A 12,447-nucleotide genomic window follows, 5' to 3' on the forward strand; every position below is an offset into this window, starting at 1 on the left:
ACAGTGGGCAAGCCCCCGTTCGGGCCGCGGCTGCGCCGCTGGCTGCTGCCGTGGCTAGTGGCCGTGGCTGCCCTGGCCAACATGGCGTACCCGATGTACGTCCACTACGATTTCTCGCACTCGCCCGACACCCGCAGCTACCTGCGCATGGCCGCGGGCCGGTTCGACAGCGTGCGCGTCACGCACCGCTACCGTGTGCTGGTCCCCGCCGCTGCTGCCGCGGTAGCCGCGCCCGTGGCCCGGCTCTACGCCCGCGTGTGGCCCCAGCGCCCGGCGGGGCAATGGCCGCTGCGTTTTTCTTTTTACTTAGTTAATTGCGTGCTGCTGGCTATGGCCGGCGCCTGCTGGTTCAACGCAGCCCGCCAGGCCGGCGCTTCGCCCGAAGCGGCTGGCCTAGCCGTGCTGGCCGTTCTCACCAGCCGCTGGGCAGTGTATGGCGCCGGCCTGCCCCTCACCGACAGCCTCTACCTGCTGGTGACTGGGCTTGGCTACTACGCCGTCCGGCGCGGGCCCGGGGGCGGCTGGGCCCTCGCCATAGCGCTTTTGCTGGGTCCCCTGGCCAAAGAATCTTTTGTTTTCTGGCTGCCCTGGCTGCTCTGGTATGGGCGCCATAGTTTGGCCTGGCCCAGGCAGCTGGCGGCTCTGGCACTGGGCTTCATCGCCTTATTTGCGGTGCATTTTTGGGTCGATGCGCACGTTGGCGCCTTGGCCAGCCAGTCGGTTTCCAATGCGCTGGAGCATTTCGACAACGTGGTCTACTCACTGCACCGGGCCGCTTCTCCCAAAGGCCTAGGCGAGTTGCTGAGCATTTTCGGCTTCTTTTCCCTGCTGCCGCCCCTCTCCTTTTGGCTGGAAAGGAACCGAGTCCCACGCTCCACCGTGGCTTTGTTCAGCCCGCTTGGCTGGGCCGAGCTTGGATTGCTTGCCATCGTGGCCATCCACATGCTGCTTTCCGGCGACCTGGGCCGCATGGGCTACCTGGCGGCGCCAGCCTTCTGTGCGGCGCTGGCATTGGTTTTTACGCACTGGCGACGTCTTCTACCACAAGTTTGGTCGGTTCGGTAGCACGGCGCGGCAGCCCAGCCAGCGCCAGCGCCAACAACGGCGGCCACACCGGCACCAGAAAGCGGGCTGCCCCCAACGGCCCCGTCAGCCCGGCCACATACAGCAGCAAAGCCAGCGCCACCCAGCGGCCGTAGCGCCACACCGGCACCTCGCTGCCAAGGCGGCGAAATCCCCGCCATGCCAGCCACACCCGCCCGGCATTTGCAACGAAAATCAGGCCCAGCCAGCTCAGCAGTCCTATCGGCAAGCCGGTTACGGCCCGCCACAGCCCGCCATTTCGCACTTGCGCCAACAGCCCCCCCCTGCCAGTGGCGCCAACTGCAGAAATTCACTCACGTCGAAACGGCCGGGGTCCACAAAAAATGTCACCATGCCCAACGCATGCTGCCGGGCATACACCAGCGGATGCGCCCACAATACAGCTGTAGCACGCTGCTGAATGACCCGCTGCCTCAACGCAAAATTGGGCTGTGCATTTGCTTCGCGTAGCACGCCTGCCACCCATATTTCTTCCGCCTCGGCTCCCTGCACCTGCCGCACCACACCGGCCGCGTTGTAATGCAGCAGATTGATGTCGGTGATGCTTGAAAAGTGGAAATAACCCGTGCGCTGCTCATTCCAGCCCATATACAGCCCCACCACCATGGTCGGAACAAAGCCGAGCACTGCCAGCGCTAATCTTCTGTGCCGCCATGCCATAATTGCCCCCAAGCCCCCCATAGCGAAGGCGAAAGGGTAAAACACCGGCTTTATCAACAACGCCAGCACAATGGCCATCACCACCCCAACCGCATGGCGAATCCTACCTCGCTTGAGGAACCGCAGCGCGGCCAGCAGCATGGCCAATAGTACGGTTTGTAGCAACACCTCGCTCATCACCGTATTGGCGTAAATGAACTGCGCCGGAAACGTTAAGCAGATGAATACCGCTATTGCCCAGCTTTTGTTGTCAGGCTGGGCCCATCGTGCCCACCACAGCAGCACAAGCCCCACGTTGAGCAAGCTCAACAAATTCTGGACTACCAGCAGCGCCACCGGCCGCCCTAACGCCCCTCCCAATCCCAGCACCACCAACGGGTACCCAGGCGGGCGAATGGTAAACTCCTGCACCGCCTGCCCCGTCGGCACGTGGGCCGGCCACGGTTGGGCATAGAGTTCCATATGCAACTGCACGTTTTCGGCGGCCTGCCGGTATCGGCCCGAATCTGGAAAATCCCAACTGCCGAAGTACAGCGCCCAGCCCAGCGCCAGCGCATGTAGGACCGTTACAACCGCCCACACCCAAGCTGGCACGCGCGGTGTTGCCATTAGCGCACCAGGTCCTGCTTGCGGTAGGCATCAATGGCCAGCAAGCTGAACAGCAAAATGGTGAACGACCACAGCGACGACCCGCCATAGCTAAAAAACGGCAAGGGAATGCCCACCACCGGCGCCAGCCCGATGGTCATGCCCACGTTCACGGTCACGTGAAAAAACAGAATGCTGGCCACGCAATACCCATACGTGCGACCGAATACCGACTTCTGCCGTTCCGCCACATAGATAATTCGCCACAGCAATGTCAGGTACAAACCCAGCACCGCCAAACTGCCCAGCCATCCGAACTCCTCCCCCACCGTGCAGAAAATAAAGTCGGTGCTCTGCTCCGGCACAAAGTCAAACTTTGTCTGCGTCCCTTGCAGAAACCCCTTACCCAGCATCCCCCCCGAACCAATTGCAATTTTGCTCTGCGTTACGTTCCAGCCCTTTCCCAGCGGGTCAGCCGAAGGGTTGATAAGAACTTCAATACGTTGCCGCTGGTGGGGCTGAAGCACTTTATTGTAAAAGAAATCCACGCCCACCACCATACCAATCACGGCCAGCCACACGCCCACCGCCAATGGCAAGTGATGCCGTAACACGCGGCGATTAAGTCCCAATACCGCAATCAATACCAGCGTAAAAGTCCCAAACAGCCAAACTTTGGGCACCAGCAGCGCCAAAAGAAGAATTGTCCCCGCTGCCGCCATCAGCAGTAGAATCAGGGGCGACATACCCTCTCGGAAATACGCCAACAGCAACGCCCCAAACACCAATGCCTGCCCCGATTCATTCGACGCTACTATCAATAACGGCGGAAGCAGGGTAATCCCGGCCAGCACCAACTGGTCACGCCAATCTTGGTACCGCAGGTTGATGCTTGACATGAATCGGGAAGCAGCCAATGCCGTCGTGAATTTGGCAAATTCCGCCGGTTGCAAACGCACCGGTCCAAGCTCCAGCCACGACCGCGAGCCCGCAATGGGCCTCGCTACAAACATGGTTACGACCAGCAGCAATATCATCCCGCCGTACAGCGCGTACGCCAAGGTATCATAAGCCTTGTAATCCACCACCAGCAAAACCACAATCAATACAAAAGCTGTAGCAATCCACAGCAATTGCTTAAACCAGTTAAAAGCCATAAGCTTATCAAAGCTTAAGCTTGTAAGGGCGTTATCCGGTACATCCGGTGAATAGCTGGATGCATAAATGCAAATCCACCCAATACCCACTAGCCCAACATAAAGCAACACCGTCAACCAATCAATACTGCGACTATAACGGGCGGGTGAAACTTGCACAAATAATAAGATAAGTTATAAGCACCGTCAAAAGTACTGCTCTTTTAAGTATCCATAAACTGCCCGCCTTCCGTCTTCAACTGGCACTCCTAAATAAGGAATACTTTAATCCTCTTTTCATTTGAACCAGCATCGAATGGGCATGTGGCCAGTCGGGGATTAAGGCGGCCACTGCCGAGCCGTTCAGGGCGGCGGCATTTCGCGCGGGCGGGGGCGTTTCGCGCGGGCCGGCGGAGGCGGGGCGGCGGCTGGGGGTGGCCGGAAACGCGGCGTCCCCGGGCCGCTGGCGAAAGCGGCCCGGGGACGGGCGGTAAAAAGGTTGGCGGCGACCGACTCTCCCACCGGTGAAGGCAGTACCATAGGCGCACCGGGGCTTAACGGCTCTGTTCGGAATGGGAAGAGGTGAACACCCGGGCTAAAGCCACCATTGCTGGCGGGGGTTGCGCGTGTTCTGGTTCCCGCTCGCGCGGGACGCAACCCTCAATAACTCGACGCAAGGGGACAAAAACGAACCGCGGCGCCCGCGGCTTGACGAAATATGAGCGAAGCCCTCGGCCACTTAGTACGGCTCAGCTGTTCTGTTTCCAGTTGTTCACCTGCCGCCTATCCACGTCGTCATCTCCGACGGGCCTTCAATTGGGAAATCTCATCTCCAGGGGAGTTTCGCACTTAGATGCTTTCAGCGCTTATCTCGTCCCAGCGTAGCTACCCGGCGCTGCACCTGGCGGTACAACCGGCGCACCAGCGGCTGGTCCATCCCGGTCCTCTCGTACTAAGGACAGGTCCTGTCAAATTTCCAACGCCCACCACAGATAGGGACCGAACTGTCTCACGACGTTCTGAACCCAGCTCGCGTGCCACTTTAATCGGCGAACAGCCGAACCCTTGGGACCTTCTCCAGCCCCAGGACGTGACGAGCCGACATCGAGGTGCCAAACCTCCCCGTCGATATGAGCTCTTGGGGGAGATCAGCCTGTTATCCCCGGCGTACCTTTTATCCTTTGAGCGATGGCCCTTCCATGCGGAACCACCGGATCACTATATCCGTCTTTCGACCCTGCTCGGCTAGTCGGCCTCACAGTCAAGCCCGCTTCTGCTATTGCGCTCTGCGTCCGGTTACCAAGCGGACTGAGCGGACCTTTGAAAGCCTCCGATACTCTTTTGGAGGCGACCACCCCAGTCAAACTACCCAGCAGCCACTGTCTCCCGGGATTCCGGGATTAGGCAGCAGGCACAGTAAGGGCGGTATTTCAACGTCGGCTCCCCGAGAACTAGCGTCCCCGGCTCAGCGCCTCCCGCCTATGCTACACATACTGAACCCACCACCAATGGCAACCTATAGTAAAGGTGCACGGGGTCTTTCCGTCCCGTGGCGGGTACTCGGCATCTTCACCGAGACTACAATTTCACCGAGCTCACGGCTGAGACAGCGCCCAGATCGTTACACCATTCGTGCAGGTCGGAACTTACCCGACAAGGAATTTCGCTACCTTAGGACCGTTATAGTTACGGCCGCCGTTTACCGGGGCTTCGATTCAACGCTTCGCCTTGCGGCTAACGTCCCCTCTTAACCTTCCGGCACCGGGCAGGTGTCAGGCCTTATACGTCCGCTTGCGCGTTAGCAAAGCCATGTGTTTTTGTTAAACAGTCGCCTGGGCCTTTTCACTGCGGCTTCTCTTGTTGCCAAGAGGAAGCGACCCTTCTCCCGAAGTTACAGGTCCATTTTGCCGAGTTCCTTGGCCGTGATTCACTCGAGCGCCTCAGGATGCTCTCCTTGACTACCTGTGTCGGTTTGCGGTACGGGTGATAATAGCATTAAAACGCTTAGCAGGTTTTCTTGGCAGTCGGATTAGGCACACTATCCGCGTGAGTCGAAACTCGTGCGGTACTATCAGCTTTCGGCTAGGTGAGCGTACTTAACTACTCTCCCAATACCTACGGCCTTCAACGGGCACTTCCGTCCGCCCGCGGTGCTTTCACTTCTGCGTCACTGCATCACTTGCTATCATCAGTACAGGAATATTAACCTGCTGTCCATCGAGTTCACCGTTCGGCTGCCCCTTAGGTCCCGACTAACCCAGCTCCGATTAGCGTTGAGCTGGAAACCTTAGTCTATCGGCGTGCGGGTTTCGCACCCGCATTATCGTTACTCATGCCTACATATGCTTTTCTCCACGCTCCACCGCGCCTGACGACGCGGCTTCACCGCAAGGAGAATGCTCCCCTACCACGTAGTCATCTTGCAGACTACATCCAAAGCTTCGGTACTAGGTTTGATGCCCGCGTATTATCGATGCCCGGTCGCTCGACCAGTGAGCTGTTACGCACTCTTTAAAGGAATGGCTGCTTCCAAGCCAACCTCCTGGCTGTCAAAGCAACTGGACCTCCTTTGTTCAACTTAACCTAGATTTAGGGACCTTAGCTGTTGGTCTGGGTTCTTTCCCTCTCGGCCGGGGACCTTAGCACCCCAGGCCTCACTGCCGGCTATAGCCAGTGGCATTCGGAGTTCATCAGGATTCGGTAGGCTCTGACACCCCCTAGTCCTATTGGTAGCTCTACCTCCACTGACCTCCACGCCGACGCTGTACCTCAATACATTTCGGGGAGTACGAGCTATTTCTCAGTTTGATTGGCCTTTCACCCCTACCCTCAAGTCATCCAAATCCTTTTCAACGGAAACTGGTTCGGTCCTCCAGTGCCTGTTACGGCACCTTCAACCTGCTCAAGGGTAGCTCACAAAGTTTCGCGTCTACCCCCCCGACTGCGCGCCCTGTTCAGACTCGCTTTCGCTGCGGCTCCGGACCTTGAAGTCCTTAACCTTGCCGGGGAGGAGTAACTCGTAGGCTCATTATGCAAAAGGCACGCTATCAGGCCACAAAAGCCCTCTAACTGCTTGTAAGCACACGGTTTCAGGTTCTTTTCACTCCGGTATTCCCGGTTCTTTTCACCTTTCCCTCACGGTACTAGTTCACTATCGGTGTCTCAGGAGTATGTAGCCTTAGCGGATGGTGCCGCTCGCTTCAGACGGGGTTTCTCCGGCCCCGCCCTACTCAGGGTACCGCTACCGTGCATCAGAAGTGTCGCTTACCGGGCTCTCACCGTCTATGGCCTGCTTTCCCAAGCAGTTCAGCTACCTCGATGCAATCAGATGTCGCGGCCCTACAACCCCGGACTGGCCGTAACCAACCCGGTTTGGGCTCCTCCCCGTTCGCTCGCCACTACTTGGGGAATCATTGTTATTTTCTTTTCCTGCCGGTACTTAGATGTTTCAGTTCCCGGCGTTTGCCACCGCTCGTCAAGCGAGTCGGTTCACGCATCTTCCATGCGCGGGGTTGCCCCATTCGGAAATGCTGGGATTACCGGGTATGTGCCCCTCCCCCAGCCTTATCGCAGCTTATCGCGTCCTTCGTCGCCTCTGAGACCCTAGGCATCCCCCGTGTGCTCTTGCTTACTTCGCTTTCGTGCCCAACGCTTGTTGAACGCCCCACCAGGGGGCCAAGCGCGGCACGGTTCGTTTTTGTTACCCCTTACGTCAAAGAACGTGTACTGCTCTGGTGTTTAGCAGTTTCGAAATTGTTTTCCTCTTGAAAACAATTAATGGCATCAACAATCTGAATTAAGATGTTAGAGTGGGCCTGCCTGGACTCGAACCAGGGACCTCTACATTATCAGTGTAGCGCTCTAACCACCTGAGCTACAAGCCCGAATTCACATTGCAAATTATTTGAATGAAGGAAAAGACGAATGATATAACGGACGTAGCACGCCTAACGACCTCCGGGGTCGGATTGCTCCAGAAAGGAGGTGATCCAGCCGCACCTTCCGGTACGGCTACCTTGTTACGACTTAGCCCTAATTACCTGTTCTACCCTAACCGGCTTCGTTGCGGAGCACCGGCTTCAGGTCTACCAGACTTTCATGGCTTGACGGGCGGTGTGTACAAGGCCCGGGAACGTATTCACCGCGTCATTGCTGATACGCGATTACTAGTGATTCCAGCTTCACGGAGTCGAGTTGCAGACTCCGATCCGAACTGAGAACGGCTTTTCGGGATTGGCGCACCATCGCTGGTTGGCAACCCGCTGTACCGTCCATTGTAGCACGTGTGTAGCCCTAGGCGTAAGGGCCATGATGACCTGACGTCGTCCCCGCCTTCCTCACTGCTTGCGCAGGCAGTCTGGCTAGAGTCCCCACCATTACGTGCTGGCAACTAACCATAGGGGTTGCGCTCGTTGCGGGACTTAACCCAACACCTCACGGCACGAGCTGACGACGGCCATGCAGCACCTTGCTTTGTGTCCCGAAGGAAAGCCTCATCTCTGAGGCGGTCACGCGCATTCTAGCCTAGGTAAGGTTCCTCGCGTATCATCGAATTAAACCACATGCTCCACCACTTGTGCGGGCCCCCGTCAATTCTTTTGAGTTTCACCCTTGCGGGCGTACTCCCCAGGTGGGATACTTAACGCTTTCGCTAAGCCACCGACATTGTATCGCCGGCAGCGAGTATCCATCGTTTACGGCGTGGACTACCAGGGTATCTAATCCTGTTCGCTCCCCACGCTTTCGTGCCTCAGCGTCAGTTACAGTCTAGGCAGCTGCCTTCGCAATCGGGGTTCTGGATGCTATCTATGCATTTCACCGCTACAGCATCCATTCCGCCGCCCTCGTCTGTACTCAAGTTCGCCAGTTTCCAGGGCAGTTCCGTTGTTGAGCAACGGGCTTTCACCCCGGACTTAAAGAACCGCCTACGCACCCTTTAAACCCAATAAATCCGGACAACGCTTGCACCCTCCGTATTACCGCGGCTGCTGGCACGGAGTTAGCCGGTGCTTATTCACCAGGTACCGTCGTCGGAGGACGCATCCCCCTTATTCTTCCCTGGCAAAAGCAGTTTACGACTCAGAAAGCCTTCGTCCTGCACGCGGCATGGCTGGGTCAGGCTCTCGCCCATTGCCCAATATTCCCTACTGCTGCCTCCCGTAGGAGTCGGGCCCGTATCTCAGTGCCCGTGTGGGGGACCAGCCTCTCAGCTCCCCTAGCCATCGTCGCCTTGGTGGGCCGTTACCCCCCCAACTAGCTAATGGCACGCAACCCCATCCTGAACCAATAAATCTTTAACGAAGAGACGATGCCGCCACCTCGTGTCATGCGGTATTAATCCGCCTTTCGGCGGGCTATCCCCCAGTTCAGGGCAGGTTGGTTACGCGTTACGCACCCGTGCGCCACTATCGTATCGCTACGACCGTTCGACTTGCATGTATTAGGCCTGCCGCTAGCGTTCATCCTGAGCCAAGATCAAACTCTCCATTGTAAAATTTCTCTACACCATGGCGAACCATGGCTGATGTCGAGTGCGAATCCGACCCGTGTTGACGAGTTCATGTATTCGTGTTACGCCTGTTTTTTGCCGTGCCCTGCGCATGCAAAGCACGGCTTACCATTTGTCTTTTCCAAACATTCAAAGAACGGTTGCCATGCCCAGTTGGCGCAGCAGTGCGGCTGATGATTAGCCTATTTTCCTTTTTTCAATTCCCTTTCTAGCGATTGGGAGTGCAAAGGTAAGAAAACTTTTTGAATTGGCAAGCAAAAGGTGAAAATTTTTATTTTTCGTCGTTTTGCTTTTGAATCCATTTCCGCCTCCTATTGAAGCGGGGTGCAAAGGTAAGGCGCTTTTTTCGACTTTCGCAAACACTTTCGAAATTTAATTTTCTGAGGGTTTGCGCAGCGGGCACGGGTGGCAATACAAGCATCGATGCCGTGAAGTTCCTGACCTTTCAATTTTCTCTGCGGCGCGGTTGCGGTGGCAGAGTCCAATGCCCTGTTGGCGATTGGGAGTGCAAAAGTAGAAAGAAATATTGGGGACGCAAGGGCTGGAGGACAACATTTATGGGATGCGGTCGTAATGGCGTCCTTTTTGATGCAGTGACATTCTTGAAATCAGGAACTTACCAAGTATGATATTTTAGAAAAATTTAGCGATTGGGTTCGGGGGCGAAGAACTCGTTGAGGTTGGGGCGGTGGTGGCGGGGGCGCTGGGCTTCGTATTGCTGGATTTGGCGACCTAATTGAGCGAGAAAGGGCTGCCCAATGATTTCGTATTCGTAGGCTCCGTCGTTGATGATACCGTCCTGGTTGACGTAGAGGACGGCGCTGAGAAGGAATTCGGACTGGTGGAGAGAATCGGCGAAGTAGGCCACATCGGCCAAGTAGCCATGCGACATGCCGACGATGTTGTAGATGTGGAGGGCAGACTGCCGGGGAATTTCAGGGTTGCGGCCGTAGTAGAGGTACTTCTTATAGGCGTCGAAGTAGCGGAGGGGAGCGTAAGTGTGGAAGCCGGACTCGTGAGGAGTGGCGTGCAAGTAGCGGCGGAGGAAGGCATAATCGGTAGGCGTAAGGCGGAGGCGCTGGGTGGGGGGACGGATTCGGGGAAGAGAATGCTTTGGAGGAGGGCGGTAATGTCGGGGAGTGGGAGGTGGTTGGCGGTGGTGAAATCGTAGGGTTCGGGGATGAATCGGCGGCCGGCCTGGTGGGCGCGGCCTTTGAGGACGCGGCCGAGGGGGCTGCGGTAGGTGATGGGGTTGTACTGGGCGGGTTGCTTATAAATGGTGTCGCCCTGGGGGGTGTGGAAGCTGATGGGGTTGGTGTGGCGGTTGGCAGCGGTGTCGCAGGGGGCGAAACGGCGGGTGATGCGGGCGTTGGGGTAGCCGAGTTCCTGGAGACGCTGGTTGAGGGGGCGCTGGCCGAGAAATTCGTAGAGACGGTTGTAGGCGACGTTGTCGCTGACGAGGAGCATCCGCTTGATGTAGTTGCCGACGGTGGCGGTGCGGTCGCTGTCGGCAGGGGCAACGAAGGGGACAGGGGTTTGGCAACGGTAGGCAGTGCCGGTGGCCATGATGGTACGACGGTTTACCCCCGGCTTATTGAGGTCGTTGAGCTTTTCGAGGGAGAGGGCGACTACGGGGAGTTTTACAAGACTGGCGGGGTTGAAATACTGCTTGGGGTTGAGGTGGTAGGTGTGTGGCGTGAAGATGGGACGGTTCTGCGCGTCGCGGTCGATTTGGGTGTAGATGATTTGCAGCTCGTATTGGGGATTGAGGGCGACGCGCTTTAGTAGCGGGTTTGCTTTCAGGAGGGAGTCCAATAGTGGCGAGTCGGCTGGCGTTGAATTCTCTCCCGGGCCGCTCATCTGCTTCATGCGCAGAACGGCATGGAGAGGGGAAGCCAGCCGGCTATTTGCGGAGACGGCTGCGAGGGTGGTTAGAGTCAGCAATGAGGCTACTCCTATTACATACCATAGAGCGCGGCGAAACTGACGAGGCGTTTTCATAGTGTAGCGACAATAAAAAGGGCCGTGATGTTGCCACCACGGCCCTGTGGGGCAGCTTCGGGGTTGCTTAATCGGCCAAGGGAACCTGGCGTTTGGCCAACATAAGGTTGGAGTCGGTTTGGCGCCAGTTGTAGCCGGTGCCGAAGGGAAGCGGTTTGGGTGGGTGAATGCTGTCGTGGTAGGCAGCGGTGAGCTCGGGTTGGTACTGCTTGGCGAAGAGGTTGATGGGGCGGCGGTAGGTGCCGTAGTAGTCGAACTGCCAAGCGCCTTTCTGGAAGTATTTCATGGCGATGCCGGAATCGTCTTGCAGGATGTAGCGGCTGCGGCGCAGGACGGTGCGGCGCACTTTGTTGAAATACGACTTGTGCATGAGGTAGGTGGCCGACTTCACGTAGGTGGTGAGGGGGCCGAGATGGCGCACAAATTCGAGCGGGGCGCTTTTGGAAGTGAGTTTCCAGTCGCTGAGGTCGGCGGAGAAGTAGTAGACGGTTTTGGGCTGGCCGTCGGGGCCGCGGAGCTTCATTTCGACGCCGGGAATGGATTTCGGGTCGGGGGTTTGGGTGGTGTCGTTGGGGGCGGCCTGGAGTTGGCCGGCGGCATCGAGCTGCACGGGGCGGATGGCAGTGATTTGGTTGCCGGTGCGGGCTGCGAAGAGCATCATCAACGGCAAAGCGCCGTCGAGCTCGACGGATTTCAAATCCACGGCCATGTCATTGGTGCGGAAGAAGCTGAAATTGAGCACCGACCAGAGCGAGGTTTTGACGGCGGGCAGCAACTTGGGGTTTTCGAGGGAGGCGCGGGCCGGGATGCTGCCCACGGGTTCGAGGCCCATGAGCACGTAGGTTTGGCTGGTGGGGAACATCGTGACGACGTTCAGAAAATCGGGGCCGCTGAAGGGATAGAAGATAGTGGGGCTACTGGCATGCACCGAATCGAGCTCGGTGTTGGCCCACTGCGTCATGCGGGTGGTGTGGGTGGCGCGGTATTTATCCCAGCTTTTATCCTGGTCTTTGGCGAAAGCCTGCCAGGCGGGCGTAGCGGCCAGGGCGCTGAGGTCGCTGTGCTGGCTGGGCTGCAGGCCGCCGAGGAACAGGGCTACGTCTTGGGCGTAGGCAGTGTCGGGAGCAGTGAGGCGGTTGGGGCGCGGGGTAGTGGCGGCGGCTTTACCCGATGCGGCGACGGGCGACTTGGTGGAGTCGATGGCATCGGCCGTGGTGGCCATGGTTTCTTCCTTGCCGGAAGTGGCAGTTTCGGTTTTCTTGTTCGACTCGGAGCAGGCGGAAAGCAAGAGCAAGGCGGCGGGCAGGAGACGAAGCGCGGCGGTGCGGAAGAGCATTATATAGTAGGAGTGATTGGGGGTGCAAGTTACAGAAGCTCGTTCGGGCGGGTCACTTCACCCCCCGGCCCCTCTCCTTAGAGAGAGGGGAGACTGGCTGAGAACTAATGAGT

Annotated in this window: 7 protein-coding genes, 1 tRNA gene and 3 rRNA genes; 2 read left to right on the forward strand and 9 right to left on the reverse strand. The window is 57.7% G+C overall.

The window, feature by feature from the left end:
- The first annotated feature begins 3 nt into the window (after positions 1-3).
- Positions 4-1,065, forward strand: coding sequence for a hypothetical protein (locus MUN81_RS19925; RefSeq protein ID WP_245113715.1), 1,062 nt, complete (start codon positions 4-6; stop codon positions 1,063-1,065).
- On the opposite strand, the gene MUN81_RS19930 is transcribed toward MUN81_RS19925, so the two are convergent.
- The 8 genes from MUN81_RS19930 to MUN81_RS19965 form a co-directional block, all read right to left on the reverse strand.
- On the reverse strand, positions 1,019-1,312 hold the full coding sequence (locus tag MUN81_RS19930) for a hypothetical protein (protein ID WP_245113716.1): 294 nt from the start codon (positions 1,310-1,312) through the stop codon (positions 1,019-1,021). The two genes, MUN81_RS19925 and MUN81_RS19930, sit on opposite strands and share 47 nt — an antisense overlap.
- A 5-nt stretch (positions 1,313-1,317) precedes the next feature.
- Positions 1,318-2,373: a hypothetical protein gene (locus tag MUN81_RS19935; RefSeq protein ID WP_245113718.1), complete on the reverse strand. Its 1,056-nt coding sequence runs from the start codon at positions 2,371-2,373 to the stop codon at positions 1,318-1,320.
- Positions 2,373-3,668, reverse strand: a complete 1,296-nt coding sequence (gene rodA / locus MUN81_RS19940) for a rod shape-determining protein RodA (RefSeq protein ID WP_245113720.1) — start codon at positions 3,666-3,668, stop codon at positions 2,373-2,375. The genes MUN81_RS19935 and rodA overlap by 1 nt, the downstream gene beginning before the upstream one ends.
- A 317-nt stretch (positions 3,669-3,985) precedes the next feature.
- Positions 3,986-4,097: ribosomal RNA gene (rrf, locus tag MUN81_RS19945) — 5S ribosomal RNA — on the reverse strand.
- A 110-nt stretch (positions 4,098-4,207) separates the two neighbouring features.
- Positions 4,208-7,126, reverse strand: a 23S ribosomal RNA gene (locus MUN81_RS19950).
- A gap of 172 nt (positions 7,127-7,298) precedes the next feature.
- Positions 7,299-7,372: transfer RNA gene (locus tag MUN81_RS19955), tRNA-Ile, on the reverse strand.
- Between the two features lie 93 nt (positions 7,373-7,465).
- Positions 7,466-8,979, reverse strand: a 16S ribosomal RNA gene (locus MUN81_RS19960).
- Together the 16S, 23S and 5S rRNA genes with 1 tRNA gene alongside form the textbook arrangement of a ribosomal RNA operon.
- Positions 8,980-9,640: 661 nt before the next feature.
- The gene (locus MUN81_RS19965) at positions 9,641-10,030 is read right to left on the reverse strand and encodes a hypothetical protein (RefSeq protein ID WP_245113722.1); all 390 of its coding nucleotides are present in this window, start codon (positions 10,028-10,030) and stop codon (positions 9,641-9,643) included.
- Between the two features lie 80 nt (positions 10,031-10,110).
- Here MUN81_RS19965 and MUN81_RS19970 point away from each other — a divergent pair, with 80 nt between their 5' ends.
- Positions 10,111-10,782 (forward strand): hypothetical protein, encoded by a 672-nt coding sequence (locus MUN81_RS19970; protein ID WP_245113724.1) that lies wholly within the window; start codon positions 10,111-10,113, stop codon positions 10,780-10,782.
- A 283-nt stretch (positions 10,783-11,065) separates the two neighbouring features.
- Here MUN81_RS19970 and MUN81_RS19975 read toward each other — a convergent pair whose 3' ends face one another.
- On the reverse strand, positions 11,066-12,334 hold the full coding sequence (locus tag MUN81_RS19975; protein WP_245113725.1) for a hypothetical protein: 1,269 nt from the start codon (positions 12,332-12,334) through the stop codon (positions 11,066-11,068).
- Positions 12,335-12,447 lie beyond the last annotated feature (113 nt).

The sequence above is a fragment of the Hymenobacter sp. 5317J-9 genome, assembly GCF_022921075.1.
GTDB lineage: Bacteria > Bacteroidota > Bacteroidia > Cytophagales > Hymenobacteraceae > Hymenobacter.

Excerpts from the sequence above, each read along its gene's own strand:
- MUN81_RS19935 (WP_245113718.1), bottom strand. The coding sequence starts at position 2,373 with ATGGCAACACCGCGCGTGCCAGCTTGGGTGTGGGCGGTTGTAACGGTC.
- MUN81_RS19975 (WP_245113725.1), bottom strand. The coding sequence starts at position 12,334 with ATGCTCTTCCGCACCGCCGCGCTTCGTCTCCTGCCCGCCGCCTTGCTC.